10 protein-coding genes are annotated in these 17,320 nt (G+C 64.9%); 6 read left to right on the top strand and 4 right to left on the bottom strand.

Annotated features, from left to right (window positions below):
- Window positions 1-23: 23 nt before the first annotated feature.
- Window positions 24-2,303, bottom strand: a complete 2,280-nt coding sequence (locus BH682_RS06690; protein ID WP_075832494.1) for an IniB N-terminal domain-containing protein — start codon at window positions 2,301-2,303, stop codon at window positions 24-26.
- 336 nt (window positions 2,304-2,639) lie between these two features.
- On the opposite strand from BH682_RS06690, the gene BH682_RS06685 reads away from it, so the two are divergent.
- From BH682_RS06685 to BH682_RS06665, 5 genes are all read left to right on the top strand, one after another.
- Window positions 2,640-4,367, top strand: coding sequence for an Hsp70 family protein (locus tag BH682_RS06685; protein WP_075832492.1), 1,728 nt, complete (start codon window positions 2,640-2,642; stop codon window positions 4,365-4,367).
- 14 nt (window positions 4,368-4,381) lie between these two features.
- A complete protein-coding gene (locus BH682_RS06680) occupies window positions 4,382-6,817 on the top strand; it encodes a LuxR C-terminal-related transcriptional regulator (protein WP_075832490.1) in 2,436 nt (811 codons plus the stop codon).
- 111 nt (window positions 6,818-6,928) lie between these two features.
- Complete coding sequence (locus tag BH682_RS06675; protein ID WP_075832488.1) at window positions 6,929-8,179, top strand: hypothetical protein; 1,251 nt, start codon at window positions 6,929-6,931, stop codon at window positions 8,177-8,179.
- A gap of 109 nt (window positions 8,180-8,288) precedes the next feature.
- Window positions 8,289-9,629, top strand: a complete 1,341-nt coding sequence (locus tag BH682_RS06670; protein ID WP_054187118.1) for a S1 family peptidase — start codon at window positions 8,289-8,291, stop codon at window positions 9,627-9,629.
- Between the two features lie 225 nt (window positions 9,630-9,854).
- A complete protein-coding gene (locus BH682_RS06665) occupies window positions 9,855-11,165 on the top strand; it encodes a S1 family peptidase (RefSeq protein WP_064443252.1) in 1,311 nt (436 codons plus the stop codon).
- A gap of 79 nt (window positions 11,166-11,244) precedes the next feature.
- Here BH682_RS06665 and BH682_RS06660 read toward each other — a convergent pair whose 3' ends face one another.
- The gene (locus tag BH682_RS06660; RefSeq protein WP_003943407.1) at window positions 11,245-11,895 is read right to left on the bottom strand and encodes a glycine zipper family protein; all 651 of its coding nucleotides are present in this window, start codon (window positions 11,893-11,895) and stop codon (window positions 11,245-11,247) included.
- 359 nt (window positions 11,896-12,254) lie between these two features.
- On the opposite strand from BH682_RS06660, the gene BH682_RS06655 reads away from it, so the two are divergent.
- Window positions 12,255-15,452, top strand: coding sequence for a (Fe-S)-binding protein (locus BH682_RS06655; protein ID WP_058038563.1), 3,198 nt, complete (start codon window positions 12,255-12,257; stop codon window positions 15,450-15,452).
- A 173-nt stretch (window positions 15,453-15,625) separates the two neighbouring features.
- Here BH682_RS06655 and BH682_RS06650 read toward each other — a convergent pair whose 3' ends face one another.
- Entirely contained in the window at window positions 15,626-16,081 is a 456-nt protein-coding gene (locus BH682_RS06650; protein WP_003943690.1) for a hypothetical protein, read from the bottom strand.
- A gap of 45 nt (window positions 16,082-16,126) precedes the next feature.
- A complete protein-coding gene (locus tag BH682_RS06645) occupies window positions 16,127-17,305 on the bottom strand; it encodes a DUF6745 domain-containing protein (protein ID WP_075835179.1) in 1,179 nt (392 codons plus the stop codon).
- Window positions 17,306-17,320: the final 15 nt, after the last annotated feature.

Here is a 17,320-nt window from a genome sequence, read left to right as displayed (position 1 = left end):
ATTTCAGTTCCTGCGTCAGCAGATCAGGGATGCAGGTGATCGACAACCGCTACCGGGTCGATGGGATCGACCGGCGCTGCAACCGAATCCTCGGCGAAGAGCGAGTGTTCGGTATCGGCGCTCAGACCCGAAGTGGAACCCGAACCGAAAGCATCGGTCGCATCGATCGACGACCACGGGTTCAGCGCACCGGTCAACGAACTCGTCAGATCGGACACTCCGCTCACTGCTCCACCGAGGGATCCGCCCAGGTCAGCGACTCCGCCGCCGCCAACGGTACCGCCGCCGTCGACTGTGCCACCGGCAGCTGCGGCTGCGTCGGCACCGATCGAACCCGTCACGTCGGTGACTGCTCCGACAGCCCCGCCGAGCGATCCACCGAGATCGGTGACGCCGTTCAGTGCGCCGCCGAGCGACCCACCCAAACCGGCCGCAGCGTTCGTGGCCGCGTCGAGACCTGCTGTTGCGTCCAGCGCGCCGCCCACAGTTGCTCCGAGGTCGCCGGTCACACCGCCGAGGTTCAGGCCTTCTGCCGCGATGCTTCCGAGGTCGACGGAAGGCAGTTCAGCGGAGATCGGGCCGAGGTTCACAGCGCCGAGGTCGACGGAGGGCAAGTCGGCACCGATCGAACCGGTGTCGATTCCGCCGAGGTTCAGTGCCGTGTCCAGCGCTCCACCGAGTGCACCTTCGGCACCGAGAACGCTGTCGAGAGAGCCCCCCAGCCCGAGGCCCGCGCCCAGCGCACCGTCCAGCGCGCCGGTCAGGTCCGTGCCCACGGAACCGACAGCACCCAAGCCGCCTGCACCTGCGAGGGCGGTGTCGAGAGCTGCAGCGACACCGGCTGCCAAGCCTGCTTCACCGCCCAGACCGAGTGCACCACCGAGGTCGATTCCGGTAAGTCCGCCTGCGCCCAGCGCTGCGTCGAGAGCGCCGCCGAGCCCGCCCGCGAGCCCGGCATCGACGCCGAGTGCCGAACCGAGAACACCCTCGAGGGCCGTCGACAGATTCGCGCCTCCGCCCAGAGCTGCCGCGAGGTCTGCGCCGAGACCACCTTCGAGGTCGAGTGCTCCCCCGAGCAGTCCACCGAGTGCGCCACCAAGGTCGGCTCCGACCGTTCCCCCGGCACCGAGGGCGCCGGAGAGTGCCGCGCTGAGCTGCGCGCCGAGGTCTGCGCCGCCGCCGAGTACGGCGTCGAGGTCGAGTCCGCCGCCGAGACCCAGTGCTGCGTCGAGTGCGCCGCCCAATGCAGTTTCCAGACCGCCGCCGACGCCGAGTGCTCCGCCGAGGGCGCCACTCAGGGCAGCACCGAGATCGAGGCCGCCCGCGATATCGGTGAGAACGCTGACATCCGTGATCGCGCCGAGGACGCCACCGAGCGATGCACCCAGATCGGCGCCGATCGTGCCGCCGGCTCCCAGGACGCCCGAGAGCGCGCCGGACAATGCCGTGCTGAGGTCGCCTGTCAGAGCGCCGGCGAGATCCAGGCCGCCGCCGAGTGCAAGAGCGGATTCCAGTGCGCCGGTCAGGCTCGCGCCCAGTTCGCCGCCGATGTCAAGGAGACCGCTGAGGTCTGCTGCGCCGCCGAGGAGTCCACCGAGAGCCAGGCCGAGATCGGCTCCGAGGTCACCACCGATGGCGAAGACGGGTGCGAGAGCTCCGCTGAGCCCTGCCGTCAGGTCGAGTCCGCCGACTGCGCCGATCGCGGCGTCGAGGGCTGCTCCCAGCTCCGCAGTCAGGCCGCCGGTCACACCGAGGGCGCCGCCCAGAGCCGCGCTGAGCTGTGCGCCCAGATCGAGAGCTCCTTCGAGATCGAGTGCGCCGCCCAAACCGAGACCGGCTTCGATCACAGCGCCGAAGGCTGCGCCGAGTTCGGCACTGATCTCGCCACCGATGGCAAGCGCAGCGCTGAGGGCTGCTGCGAAGTCGCCGACCAGGTCAAACTGGCCGCCGAGGGCGCCTCCGACTCCGATTCCTGCACCGGCGCCGAGACCCAGGCTGCCGCCGAGCCCACCACCGAGACCACCGGTGAGTCCACCACCGAGACCACCGCCGAGTCCGAGACCGCCGCCGATTGCACCGGCAGCGGACGCACCGGCGTTGACGATCGCGGACAGGTCGGCGCCGCCACCGGCAAAGAGTCCGGACTCGGCGACCAGCGGAGCGACCGCGACGATGTCGGCGGGGCTGACGTCGCACAGACCGGCAGCATCGAGTGCCGCGGTCGGGTTGGCGCAGTAGTTGGCAGCTGCCTCGTCGTCACGAAGTAGCCCGAGGATGAATTCGAGTACGGCGTTCGTTGCCATGGCGGGTTCTCCTGAAGTTCGTTGACCGGGTTGTTGCCGGTGGGTAGTTGCCGGTGGTCCGGAAACTGGTGCGCTGCCAGAGGTAGCGAGTGGAATCAACGCTAAGAACTTTTGCGACTGGGGCCAACGGGGAGCACCCCCCTCTTCTCCAGGGACAGGTGGGGAAGCCCCCCCATTGGGCTACGCCCGGTCGAAATAGGGGATTTGCCCCGATTAGGGGATCGGTCCCCTACTTCGTCGCGACGCCTCCGATCCGGTAACGATCTAGGTCCTGAAACCGACATCGCAGACAACCGCGACAGTCCTTCTGTCGCCCACGACCAGGGGAGTTCGTTCATGGCGGCAGGGCTCGGCATCAGCATCGGTTCGGCCACTCTCGTAGCTGTCACCGACGGCTCGACCGGTGAAACGCAACAGGTCCGCTTACCCAGTGCGCTGCAATTGGACGACGGATCCGTCATCACCGGATTTGTCGAGCGCGTCGGGGACCCGATTCCGATACTTGCCGCCGACGGTACCGAGTACGGCGGCGAGGCTCTCGCGGCGACAGCGGTCGGCGCACTGGTAGACCAGGCAGGCGGTAACGAAGGGCCAACTGTCGTCCTGGCTCACCCGGTGGGGTGGAACCGCCACACAGCACGCACCATGGAGTCCGCTCTGGACGACGCCGGAATTCACGGGGCGACTCTCGTCGCCGAACCCGCAGCCGTCATGGCGTGGCTCGCCGCTTCCGGAACTGTCGTCAGCGACGGTCTGACCGTCGTCTACGACCTCGGTGCTCGCTCGCTCGACGTCACGATGATGTCCACGACCGACGGACGAAGCGAGATCTTCGGTAAGCCGCTGCGCAGCGAGGACATCGGCGGCGACGAATTCGATCACCTCGTCACCGTTCACCTGCTCGATGCGGTTTCCGACCAGTTCGCAACCCTTGATCCCTTTGCACCCGAGACGATTGCAGCGCTGGAAACTCTGCGCGAGCATGCCCGCGCAGCCAAGGAGGAACTTTCCACCGAGACGGAAACCGTTGCCCGCGTGGCGCTTCCCGGTGCCGTCAGCGACGTTCGACTCGTTCGTTCCGAACTCGAAGATCTGATCCGGCCCGCCCTCACCGAATCGGTGGCATTGGTTCGCGAAAGCCTGCGATCTGCCGGCGTCGAGTCCAGTGACGTCAATCAGGTTGTCCTGGCCGGCGGAAGCTCGTCAATTCCCCTTGTCGCCGAACTACTGTCCGCAGAGCTTCGTGTCCCGGTGATCGCCGACGCCGATCCAGCGTCGTGCGCGGCGTCCGGCGCCGCGGCCCTCGCACTCGACGCCAGAGACTCGCAAGTACCGGCCGCCGCCACTGCAGTGATTCCCGCCGAGCCGTCTCGCAAGCCCGCACCAGTTCCCGCCTTCTCCACTCCGTTGCTTGCCGAGCCGACCGAAGAAGAGAACACGGCGACTCGACGCTCGTCGAGGGTCGGCGTAGTTGCTGCAGTGGTGGGAGCATTCATCGTGCTCGCCGCAGGCGGGCTCGGAATCGGAACTGCCATGGACAAGATCAACGTTCCGTCCAGTTCGGCGAACACCACCAGCGAGTCCACCTCCTCGACCGCATCGACCACCGCGGGCTCTACTCCCGGCAGCACCACGGCAGCGGAAGCGGCAGGCACCGGATCCACGACTGCGAACAACGGCACTCGAAGCAATCAGCCCGGTTCTCCTGCTGCCGCAGGCGGCTCTACGACGGCGCCGGGGGCAGTTCCGGTTGCCGGCGCACCGGCGGGATCCTCGCCCGCACCGGGCGAGACCGCTCCGTCGGCGCCTGCACCTGCCGCACCCGGCGCCCCGGCGCCCGCACCCGCTCCCGCCCCGGCACCAGCACCCGCACCCGCGCCTGGATCCGGCGTCGGGACCGGTGTCGGTGACGCTGCGACCGGCATCGGAAACGGAGTCGGCGGTCTGGTCGACGGTGTCGGCAACGGAGTCGGCGGCGTGGTCGGAGGTCTCGGTAACGTCGTCGGTGGTGTCGGAAACGTGGTCGGTGGTGTCGTCGGCGGCGTCACCGCACCGATCCGCTGACCGGCGGTCTTTCGATGAACCGTGACAACGGCACCGAATCGTCGTTCATCGCAGGACTTTTGCGCGACGTCGACCTGACTGCATCGCCACTGCGCCTGTTCGTCACCGGGACCGATGCCAGCGCTCGGCCCCAAGTGACGAGGGTTGTACGGAAGCGAATCGAATCGGGTGACAAGCCCGTGGTCACCGCAGTCACGCATGACGTCCCCGCCGACGCGATTGTGGTGATCGCGGACGCGCAAGCTCTGACCTCCGATGAAATCCGTGCCCTGAAAGAGCTTGTCCAACGTGACGACCTCGGAGTTGTCGTAGCCTCCGATCGGATCGATCCACCACTCGCACCGATCTACTCGAACATCTCGAGTTTCGGCACGGTGTTGCATCTGAACCCGTTGAACCGAAACGATATTCGGAAGATCGCGGCCGAGCGAAAAGTCCCGCTCGACGACCGCGCCGTGGTGGCGCTCGAGCATCTGTCCGGTGGTTCCTTCGGGGCGATCGAAGCGTACTTCACCGCCGCCTCGGCAGGCCGCCCGGAAATGCCGAACGCCATACGCACACACATCCTCCACCAGGTCACCGCTCTGCATCCGATCGAGCGCGAGATCCTCGAAGTTTCACTCGCCGTCCCGGACATCGACGCCTTCGAGCTCGATCTGGGACAGGAGAAGTTCAGCCTCACAGCTGCATTCGACCGGGCACTGGCGACCGGACTGTTCGGTTCGCGATCACCACTCGTCGCGAGCGTGCTCGCCGAGTCGACGAGCACCGGGCGTATCCGCAGCGAGCTGATCAGAATCGTCGAATCACGCGCACACACGAGAACCCTCGATATCGACGCAGCACGAAGACTTTTCGACTCCGGAATCCGCCACCGCGATCTCACGGGTGTACTACGAGACGCCGTCGAGGCGAGCACGCCGGCGGTCGCGGCAGATCTCTTTCGCCGCGTGAATTCGATCGAGCCTCTCGGCGTGGCCGACACGCTGCTGTACGCCCAGGTCTCGGCTCGCAGTGGTGACCTCGACACTGCCTGCCGTCTGGCCGATTCCGTCATCGCCGCACCCGATCTCGACGACGCGAGATTGGCTGCGGCGGTGCGAATCCGCGCAGCTTCGTCCGCAGCATGCGGCCAACTCGGCGCCGCTGCAGATCTCTACACCTGGCTGGGGCCAGGGCGCACCGGAAACGAATCCCCCTTCGTCGCAATCACTTTCCTCGGCATCGGCAAGGTCGATGACGCGAACGCCGCGCTCACCGGACACACCGGATCACCGTCGAGCTCGACGGTCGGCGCTACCACACTGGCCAACGGACTGATGCAATCGGTCACCGGGAGCGCGCCGAGTGCGCTCAACACGATGTCGCGCGCACTCTCGCTCCCCGGCGGAGCCGACACATCTGAATTCCAGCCTGATTCCGCCCCGGCGCTGGTAGCTCTCGCACTCCTGCACAACGGCGCCCATGAACGGGCCGCCGCTGTCGTCACGGCCGCGATCGCCGCCGACGACGCAAGCAGCCACACGTGGGCGCGACTTCACCTTCTCGGCGCCTGGATCGCGATGGTCCGCGGGCAGGACGCGATTCTCGAAGACCTACCGCAGGAGGTAGTCCGCGGCCCCCTCCGTGAGCGTGACGCACTGTTTCTGCATGCTCTGATCGTGGGTCTCGCTCGGCGTTCCGGCGATCTCGCCCAGCTGCGTCGAGCTTGGTCGGGCGCGGCAGGCACCCTCTCGTCCTGCAGCGTTGATCTATTCAATCTGCTTCCCATCGGCGAACTGTGGCTCGCGGCAGTACGGCTCGAGGAGACCGAGCAGGTCGAGCATCTCGTCGACGACGCGCGCTCACTCCTCCGCGCGCTCGGCGAGCCGCCGCTGTGGTCGTCGCCGCTGCATTGGTACGGCGTCCAGGCGTCGATCCTCTCGCAGTCGCCGGCCGATCTCCTCCCACACGCCCATACACTCGCCGAATCAGCCAAAACTCACACTTACGCAGCCGGTTTGGCGATCGCCGGACGCCAGTGGCTCCTACTCATGCAAGGCAACGTCGACGCAGACGGTGTCGAAGCCGCCGCACGAACGCTCAGTCGGATCGGACTCCCGTGGGACGCCGCTCGCCTCGCCGGCGAAGCAGCGCTGCGCACCCCGGACACCAAATCGGCCACGGCACTGCTCCACGTTGCGCGCTCGCTACGCACAACGTCGACGGCCGAGACAAGTGCAACCGATACCGCCACAAGTGCGGCGCCACCGTCGGTGCTGACCGAGCGCGAACAAGAAGTTGCCGAACTCGTCGTCGTCGGACTGACGTATCGGGAAATCGGCGAACGCCTCTACATCTCCGCTAAAACCGTCGAGCACCATGTCGCACGGATCAAGCGGCGCGTCGGGGCGCGGTCTCGTTCGGAACTGCTCACCATCCTTCGCAGCATGACACCGCCGAACAAGTAGTTAGCTGCATATTGTCCAGAGGGTTGCGTATATTCGTTTAAGTGATAGTTTTCACAGGAATCAGGGCATGCCTGCCGAGCGAAGTTCGGTAACTGTGAAACGGGGATCGCTATGAAGTGGGGAGTCGGACTCGCCGTCGGCAACAAACGAAGCATTGCTGCGATCGCGAGACCTGACTCGGAGCTGGTGACCCTCGAACGCGAATCGGTTCTGCACCACGCCCCCGACGGCACCGTGCAGCTAGGCGGAACCGCGGCGGGGTCCACCGGGTTGCGCGGGTTCCTCGACAGGGTCGGCACCGACGATACCGACAACTTCTCCGAGCACATGACGCGAGGGGAGGAACTGGTAGCGACAGCAATGTATTGCCTGGTCAAGGAAGTCCGAACACTCACCGATCAGAACCTGAACATCTCTGCGGTGATCCCCGCAGGTTGGTCGAGCGATTCCGTCGACGTACTGCGCGGCGCACTCGACAGCATGAATCTCGACGGCGTCGAACTGATTTCAGAAGATGAAGCCTCTGCGGCTTGGCTCGCGGATCCTGACGCCGACGACCGTGCTGCTCGCGGAGCCGCAGCGTTGGCCGCACCCTTCTCGATCACCTCTACCTGTCCCGAACCCCAGCCAACCGATTTTGCCGAGCCAGAGGACACCCCCGAAGAGTTTCCGCCGTTCGTTCTGATCGAACCGGAGCCGGAATCCGGCGTGGAGGCACCGGTCACGAAAGAACCGAGCATCGACGGTTGGCTGAATCGCCAGTGGCGGTCGGAGCGCCGACCGATCATCGCCGCAGCAGCCGCCGCAGTCTTTCTGACGGTGTCTGGTTGCGCGGCAGCGGTCATCATCGGACACACTCCGACCATTTCAGCGCCCGGGATTCTCGACGCACAATCTTCCCTGTCCCCCGGGACGGACACAGCTGCCACCCCGACGAGTTCATCCGGGACAGGCACGCAATCAGCGACCTCACCCCCACCGGAAGTACCCGCTCTCGGCGCGCAGCCGACGGCGCAGTCGTGGGCATCCGAAGCGGAATCGACCTCATCCGAATCCCAGCCCATCCCGGTGAGTCCGGGCACCGGTACAGAGAAATCCACTACGGCGAACGTCCCCGCGCAACAGGGATCGCCGATCACCATCCAGATCGATCCCCTTCGGATCGAGAACCTGCCGCCGGTCGTCGGACCGCTGGATCCGGTCGATCCGGATACCCCGGACACTCCCGCCGTGACCGACCCCACTGATACACAGACAACGCCGACGCAGCCGTCCAACGCGACCGACACAACCGATCCGGTGGTTCCGAATCCCGACATGCCCGTCATGCCATCGGCCCCGAGAACCGGAATGCCAAGTTAGACAGAATAATTCGACTTGCCGACAACAGGCACATATTCCTCGTCGAAACTTTTCCCCTATGGTGGGTGCGGTACCTACCGGCTCGGTGCCGGGGACTTGAAGGGATTTCATGCGTAACTCGTTGGCGATCCGCACCGCTGTGGTCGGCGCCTCGGCACTACTGCTCGCAGCTCCATTCACCACGACGGCATCGGCAGAGCCCGCCTCCGACACGCATGTCGAACAGCTCGGGGCAGATCAGCTTCCGGCTGAGCTGATCGAGGCGATCACACGCGATCTGAAGATCTCCCCACAGGAGTATCTGGACCGCGCTGCCAAAGCTCAGGAACTCGGTGCATACGCCCAGGAATTCAAGTCCGAGCGCCCTGGCGACTACGCCGGCTCGTGGATGGGACTCGACGGTCAACCCGTCGTAGCCGTCACCACCACCGAAGCTGCACGCATCGCGGCCGACGACGGTTACCGCACGCACGTCGCCCCCGTCTCCGCCGACACCCTCGAGAAGACGCTGGCCGACGTCAACGGATGGATTGCCGGGCTGCCCAAGGAAATCTCACGCGCAGTCAATTCAGCGACTATCGACGTCCTGAACAACCAGGTCGTCATCGACGTCGCGAACAGCCCCGTCGGGCAGGCGCTCAATCTTCCGACCCTGCTCGAGAACACCAAGATCGTTCTCAGCCCGGACGGTGGCGGATCGGTTGATCCCGGAGCACTCGGCGGCGACACCTACATCACGTCGACAGGCCCCATTCGCGAGACACCGACCGAGAACATCTCGGTCTGCTCGTTCGGGTTCAACGCCGTCGACGATCAGAACAATGCTCTCAATATCAGTGCCGGACACTGCAATCCGGCCGAGGGTTCGAAGTCGCCCGTCTACCTGCCGAATCACGCGAACGTCGACGACAGTCAGTTGATCGGAGCATTCTCACAGTCTTCCGTCGGCAACAACGCCGGCGATCTCGATTACTCGGTCATCAAGTTCGACCAGTCCGGCATCGACGCGGGCCTCGACCGTGCTGCCGTCCGCGGTGCCAACGGGACCACCCTCGCGATCACCGGAACGGCACGTCCCGTGATCGGCGCTCCCATCTGCAAGTCCGGCCAGACGTCGTCCTTCACTTGTGGTGTCGTGGCAGCCGATCGCGTCGAAACTCAACTGGTCATGGCGGACGGTGATTCACGAACCGTTCGCGGATTCGCCGGCACCGCGTGCACCCTCGCCGGGGACAGTGGCGGCGCCATCGTCTCCGGAACCTTGGCTCTGGGCATCACCAGCGGCTCCAACAGCAGCGGAGCACCCAGTTGCAACGAAGCGAACCTGGTACTGGCGACCTCCGGTGGAACCTCGAATCTGGGTATTCCGGTCGGAGACATCCTCGACGCGGCAGATCGCGCTTCCGGTGGCGGTGTCGGTGCCGGAATCCGCGTCCGCACTGCAGGTTGACCAACCACTGATTCACGCACTGTGCCCGCCGATCCGTTTCGCGATCGGCGGGCACAGTGCTGTTGTCGGTCGGGGTCAGCGCTGTCTGCTCATGTAACGGGTGGGAATAGCGCGTTCGAACCCATATAGTCATGGTCGACTGTGATCGGCTCACCACAAGTCCGTGAGCCGTATCCGTGTGCTCCCAGGGGGGTGGTACGCGGTCAACGAAGTGGAAAGGCCCACATGCGAAGCTCCATCGCACGTCGCGCCGCAGTGTTCGGTTCGGCCGCGCTGCTGCTCCTCGGACCGATTACCGCGGTCGCGAACGCAGAACCGAACGAATCCGGGGTATCCGATCAGGCAGCCCATCTGCCCGTCGAACTCGCCGAAGCCCTACAGCACGACTTGGCGCTGACGCCCGACCAGTTCGTCTCGCGTTCCGAACTCGCGCAGAAGCTCGCGGAGTTCGCCGCCATCGCGCGCGTCCAGTTTCCCGACTCTTTTGCCGGAGTGTGGCTCGACGACCTCGGCAAGGGCATCGTCGCTCTCGCTGACGGTCGCGACAAGGATGCTGCCCGCGAGGCCGCCGAGAAGGCCGGTTTCGAGGTCAAGGACGTCGCGCAGAGCGAGCAGGCTCTGCAAGGTCAACTTTCGGCACTCAACACCTGGCTCGATTCGCAGCCTGCCGAGGTCGCAGACCTCGTGCGTGGCATCGCCGTCGACGTCGTCGGCAACGGAGTCGCCCTCACGGCCGATCCTGCCGCCGGCATCGAATTGCCTGAATTCCTGAAGCGGACCGTCGTCCATACCGCTGCTCCGCTACTGGTTCCCCCGATCGTCGCGGACCTCATCCCCGCAACCGGATCCGCAACCGGCGACGCTGCACTGGGCGGAGACGCCTTCGGCGCAACCTCCGGTAACACAGGACTGCGTTGTTCGTTCGGCTTCAACGGCACCGACGGTTCAGGACGCACAGTCAACATCAGCGCCGGTCACTGCGATCCCAACCGTGCCGCTGCCGGCACCTCGAACTCCAGCCAGGTCTTCCCGATGGTGAACAACCAGACCGGGCCCCGCGTCGGGTACTTCGCCAAGAGCAGCTTCGACGGGCGCGACTACTCGATCATCAACATCGACGACAACGCGAAGTACCGCTTCGAGAACAACAGCGTGCGGGTCCCGTTCAACCGCTCGGTCAACATCACCGGTACCGCCGATCCTGTCGTTGGCGCCCCGGTCTGCAAGGCAGGATCGACCACAGGCTTCAGCTGCGGCGTCGTCACCGGCGTCAACCGCGTCGCAAAGGTTTTGGATCACACCCTCGACAACGGCTTCACCACCAACATCTGCGTCCTGCAGGGTGACAGCGGTGGCCCCATCGTCTCCGGAACGTTGGCAGTGGGCATCACGAGTGCGTCCAACGTCGCCACCTCTCCCCTGTGCGAGATCGCTCAGGCAGAGACACTGTTTGGGCAAGAAGCCCCGACCCAGTACGCGACGCCGATCAACGACATCCTCGCCGCCAACCCAGGCCTGAAGGTTCGCGACTTCTGATCACACGCATTCCTCGAGACAGCAAAACGGGCGCCACACCTTCTGAAGGTGTGGCGCCCGTTTCGGCGTTCGTGACGTTCTACTGGAAGAGAGTTGTTCCAGCCGGAGCGTTCAGAACCTTGATCAGGTCCAAGCCCGCGACGACGGCGGTTCCGCCACCGGCGAGGATGGTACCGGCGACTCCACCGATACCGGCCCCTGTGACCATGCCGGGCAGGCAGCCGACGACCAGGCCGGGCAGACCCACGATGCAACCGATGACCGCCCCGACGATCGTGCCGGTGAGGCTACCGATCTGCGTGGCAAGCCCGAGCTGTGACTGGAACTTCTCGATTGCCTTCTGATCCTCGTCAGGCGAAGCAACCGGGGTGAACTCGGCAGCGACCGGCTTCGGCTTGGAGCTGGCCGGGTCCAGGTTCGGCTTGAGGGTGAGGGTCTTGCCGTCCTCACTGACGGTCTCGTCGAACGGGAACTGAACGTCGCCGAGGTTGAACGCGAGCGGAAGGCTCACGAGAGTTGCGCCCTGGCTGTTCTGCAAGTCGACGTGAGTTCCGTCGCCCGAGACCCGGAATGCTCCGGCGTCGATGGTGGTGACAACGGCCTGGTCGACGACCTCGGCGGTGTACGAAACGTCGGGTGACGTCTCCGGAGCTGCGTAAGAAGTACCTGCAGCGATGCCCGTAGCGGCAATGGTCATCGCTGCGACGGCCGCAGCTTTTCGAATGAACATTTTTGATCCTCCCCGGGATCGGGCGGGCGTCAGTCGATGACTCACACCACCCGTTTCCCCTGTGCGTGACGGGCGTAACGATAACAGCCGGTCGGTTGTTCTCACCTGCTCGGAACCCGACTTAGGGCTGCCTGACAGATGGACACCTGACGGGCACCGCCTAACGTGACGACCAGACATGTCTGCGTCTGGCCCAGCCCGTCCGACGCAGAAGATCGATCTCTCCAGGCCACGAGCGGTTACCAGCCGGTACCTACAGGCTGGTAATGCTAGTTACTGGCGGGTAACATAACGCAGGTTAGTATCAGTGGGCTGTCCCGAGGTGGCCGACGCGTCGCCCTGAAACGAAAGGCCGCGACATGAATGCCCTGACGATTACGTTGGGCACGATTGGTGCTCTGCTGAGCTTGGTGTGTTGGTACATCTTCCTCTCAGGCGCGCTGAGGATGTTCAACACCGTGCGCATCGGCCAGTCGGCACCCGATCGATGGCGCCCGTTCTTCCCTCGCTTCAAGCAGATGATCATCGAGTTCATCGCGCACACGCGCATGAACAAGTTCCGCAGCGTCGGCTGGGCCCACTGGCTCGTCATGGTCGGCTTCCTCGGTGGGTTCCTGCTGTGGTTCGAGGCCTACGGCCAGACGTTCAACCCCGAATTCCACTGGCCCATCTTCGGTAACACGTGGGCGTGGCACCTGTGGGACGAGATCCTCGGCCTGGGCACCGTCATCGGTATCACCACGCTGATCGTGATCCGTCAGCTCAACCACCCGCGTCTGCCTGCACGCCTGTCCCGTTTCGGCGGCTCCAACTTCAAGGCTGCCTACGTCATCGAGGGCATCGTCCTGCTCGAGGGCCTGGGCATGATCATGGTCAAGGCAGGCAAGATCGCGACCTACGGTCACGCCAACCCGTGGACCGACTTCTTCACCATGCAGGTCGCGAAACTGCTTCCCGCCAGCCCCGTCATGATCTCGGTGTTCGCATTCGTGAAGCTGATGACCGGCATGATCTGGCTCGCGATCGTGGGCCGCAACATCACCTGGGGCGTCGCGTGGCACCGCTTCTCGGCGTTCTTCAACATCTACTTCAAGCGTGAAGACGACGGCACCGTCGCGCTCGGCGCGGCAAAGCCCATGATGTCCAAGGGCAAAGTCCTGACGATGGAGAACGTCGACCCCGACACCGACACTCTCGGCGCCGGAAACATCGAAGACTTCTCCTGGAAGGGCTGGCTCGACTTCACCACCTGCACCGAGTGCGGTCGTTGCCAGTCCCAGTGCCCCGCGTGGAACACCGGAAAGCCGCTCTCTCCCAAGCTGCTCATCATGTCGCTGCGTGACCACGGCTACGCCAAGGCCCCGTACCTGCTCGCTGGTGGACGCAAGGACATGGGCGGCGACGAGATCGGTCTCGTCGACAGCGAAGGCAATGTCAAGGAAGGCGCCCTCGCAGCCATCCCCGAGGCCGCACGCCTCGAGGCCGACCGCAAGCTCGTCGGTGAAACCGTCGAAGGCGAGATGGCCCCGGTCATCGACGCCGAAACCTTGTGGAGCTGCACCAACTGCGGCGCCTGCGTCGAACAGTGCCCCGTCGACATCGAACACGTCGACCACATCATCGACATGCGTCGCTACCAGGTCCTGATCGAATCGGAGTTCCCCTCCGAGCTCGCCGGCCTGTTCAAGAACCTCGAGAACAAGGGCAATCCCTGGGGTCAGAACTCCAAGGATCGCCTCAACTGGATCAACGAGATGGACTTCGAGATCCCCGTCTTCGGCAAGGACGCCGACAGCTTCGAGGACTACGAGTACCTCTTCTGGGTCGGCTGCGCCGGCGCCTACGAAGACCGTGCCAAGAAGACCACCAAGGCCGTTGCCGAACTCCTCGCCACCGCGGGAGTGAAGTTCATGGTCCTCGGCGCCGACGAAACCTGCACCGGCGACTCCGCACGTCGTGCCGGCAACGAGTTCTTGTTCCAGCAGCTCGCGATGCAGAACATCGAGATGCTCAATTCGGTCTTCGACGGTATCGAGCAGAAGAAGCGCAAGATCGTCGTCACCTGTGCGCACTGCTTCAACGCCCTCGGCAACGAGTACCCGGAGGTGGGCGGCGACTACGAGGTCGTGCACCACACTCAGCTGCTCAACCGTCTGGTGCGCCAGAAGAAGCTGATCCCGGTTGCGTCCGTGAGCGAAGACGTCACCTACCACGACCCGTGCTTCCTCGGACGCCACAACAAGGTTTACGACGCTCCCCGTGAACTCATGGAAGCCTCAGGCTCCAAGCTCGTCGAAATGCCGCGTCACGGCGAACGTTCCATGTGCTGTGGTGCCGGTGGTGCTCGCATGTGGATGGAAGAGAACATCGGCAAGCGCATCAACGTCGACCGCGTCGACGAAGCGCTCTCCACCAACCCCAAGAAGATCGCCACGGGTTGCCCGTTCTGCCGCGTCATGCTCACCGACGGCGTCACTGCCCGCCAGGAGCAAGGCCAGGGCGAAGGCGTCGAGGTCGTCGACGTCGCGCAGCTGATGCTGAACTCCGTCACTCGTCTCGATCCCGCCCAGCTCGGCGAGAACATCAAGGTGATCCCACGCGAGAAGGCACCGGTCGCTGCTGAGGCAAAGGCTGAGACCGTCGAGCAGGATCGGGTCGCCGAAGTCGAGGAAGCCGCCGCGACTCCGGAAGCCAAGGCTGCACCGGCAGGCAAGGGTCTGGCCATGAAGGGCCTCGCCAAAGCACCAGGTGCAAAAGCTCCCGGCGCCAAGGCACCCGGCAAGGGGCTCGGAATGGCCGGCGGGGCCAAGGCTCCCGGCGCCAAGAAGGCGGCTCCCGCCGCAAGCGCGGAAGCTCCCGCTGACGAAGCTGCTGCACCGGCAGCACCTGTCGCAAAGCCCAAGGGTCTCGGCTTGGCAGGCGGGGCCAAGGCTCCCGGCGGCAAGGGACTGCAGATGAAGGGCGCCGCCAAGGCACCCGGAGCAAAGGCCGCTGCCGCGCCGGCAGCGGAAGCTCCGGCTGCTGAGGCTGCTGCACCCGAAGCTGCTGCACCCGTCGCCAAGCCGAAGGGTCTGGGCCTGGCGTCCGGCGCCAAGGCACCCGGCGGCAAGGGACTGCAGATGAAGGGTGGGGCCAAGGCTCCTGGTGCAAAGGCTGCTCCTGCTTCTGAAGCACCTGCTGCTGCTCCGGCAGAGGCTCTGGCAGAGGCTCCGGCTGCACCGGCAGAGGCTCCGGCCGCCGAGGCGGAAGCCCCGAAGGCTCCGCCTGCCGCCAAGGCCGGCGGACTCGGATTCAAGTCGGGCGCAAAGGCTCCCGGTGCCCGGAAGGCAGCTCCCGCTGCGGCCCCGGCGCCGGCTGCTGAGGCCCCGGCTCCCGAGGCCGAACCTGTGAAGGCAGAACCCGCCGCCGAACCTGTGAAGGCAGAACCCGCCGCTGAAGCGCCTGCTGAGGCGTCCGCACCCGCGGAAGCTCCGGCGCCTGCTGCCGCGCCGCCCGCCCCCAAGGCAGGCGGACTCGGATTCAAGGCCGGCGCGAAGGCTCCTGGCCGCAAGAAGTAAGCGCACCACACGCGAATGCCCTCACCGTCACGGTGAGGGCATTCGTGTTTGTGCGGGAGCCTTTGCCGACCGAGCACCCTTTCCCTCGACCCGACACACCGTCCAGCACACGGAAACCGGTGCTCGCCCTGTGCAAGTGGTGCTCACTCCCCCGCCAACTCGAGGCCGGCGTGTCAATCGGCGACAAGCATCACCGCACCGCGCGCACGCCCGACGCCCCTTTCCTGCTGCCGGCCGATGACGTATCGTCCCGGAGCGATGCCGGTCGCGCCGTGCTCCGGGTGGATGAGGTACGCGGTCACTCGGGTGTCGAGCATGCCGAGTGCAAGGCCCCGAGCATCTTTCACCGGCGTCGACCACGTGCACTCCCCTTCGTCTGCAACCAGACTGTGGGGGTTCCCTCCCGCCGCACTTCGCAGCAGTTCCACGCCGGAGAGCGGCACTCTCACAGAGCGTGTCCATGGCAGAGGCGCCACGATATTTGCGAGCAGCGAAAACGGGATCACGATGAGATCGCCTTGCGCCTGAAGTCCGTCGATCACAGGAATGGACACTTCCTGGTCCAGGTAGTCGAAGACATCGAGGCCGGTGAGGCTGGTGAGAGCGGACAAGGTCATGTTCGAGTTCATAAGTATCACCCAAGGTTTGAGGATTGAGGGTAGAGGGTTCGGGATTCAGGTTCGACGAACGAGACGGGAATAGTCGGTACCGGTGATGCCGTAAGTCCATCCGGCGGCATCCAACGCGGAGGTAAACCATCCGGGTACGTGAAGGCCGTATCGACGCCGATGCCCGTCGCGTTCGAGAGAACCGTTGACCGCGAGGAGAATCCGTCCACTTCGACCCCAGCCCTCCGGCGACGCGTAGAGCTGCAGCAGGCAACCGGCGTTACCGGGATCGTCGGTTTGGTCGACCAGTGTCAGGCCCGCCAGCTCGATGTAGGAATCCCAGCCGATCCGCTCGATTGCACATCGACGGATCTCGACGTTGCGCTCGTGCGCGATGCGTTCGGCGGTGGGGTCGAGCACTACCCACTCTGGAACGATCGCTCCGTGTAGAACGAACGCCGTTGTACCGTCTACGAATTCGATTGCGGGGGAATCAGAATGATGCAAGCGCCGTGCTCCCTGCGCGCTGCCCGGAATCGGTTCGGCATGTAAGGCGGTGGGACGTTCCGCCATGATGCACACGTCGTCGAACGCCCACCACCACCCGGTCGAGTCGGCCAGTGCGGTCTGCACGTCGAGGAGTTCACGGTCTTCCGAGCGGAAAGTCGCAAGACCGAATCGATGACATGTGTCGTAGTACGCGATTCGATGTGCGTCCTGCTGCCCGTACCAGGTCACTTCCCCGGCCACCGGGGTCGACATCGTTCGTATCGCAGCTGCGACGCCGTCGAACAGCGTGGTGTGCAACGATTCCCAAATGGACGCCCTGATCAGGCGCTCCCCCTGCCGGCGTTCCATCTGCCAGCCAGTTCTCCGACATTCGATTCGCGCGTCCATGCGTCGGCGCGATGCCGCAAACATGCTCGCGATATACCCGGAAGCGCAGTCGAGGCCGGTGCCGTCCAATGACATCTTGGTCGACAGTCCTTCGGTGACGATCAGGTCCGAACCAGCAGACGGCGACGGGACCCAGACGAACTCCGGTTTCGGGAGCCCGGAGCGTCGATACAGTTGCGCGACAGAGGCTTCTGCGGTGTTTCGATCAGCAGGACGAGTACACAATCCGAGTTCGAGCCACACGTCGCGGATCTTTTCCAGGGCCAGACTGTCTTCATCGAAGAGATTGAAGTTCTCGGGCAATGTCGCTCGATGTGATGCCGACGAGCGAATCGGTGCGGCGCTCACGCGACGGTGGCGGTG

Origin of the sequence: Rhodococcus sp. YL-1, from assembly GCF_001942025.1 — a bacterium.
GTDB classification, from domain to species: Bacteria; Actinomycetota; Actinomycetes; order Mycobacteriales; family Mycobacteriaceae; genus Rhodococcus_F; species Rhodococcus_F qingshengii.
The sequence above is the reverse complement of the archived record's forward strand: the minus strand, read 5'-3'. Positions and strand labels throughout refer to the sequence as shown.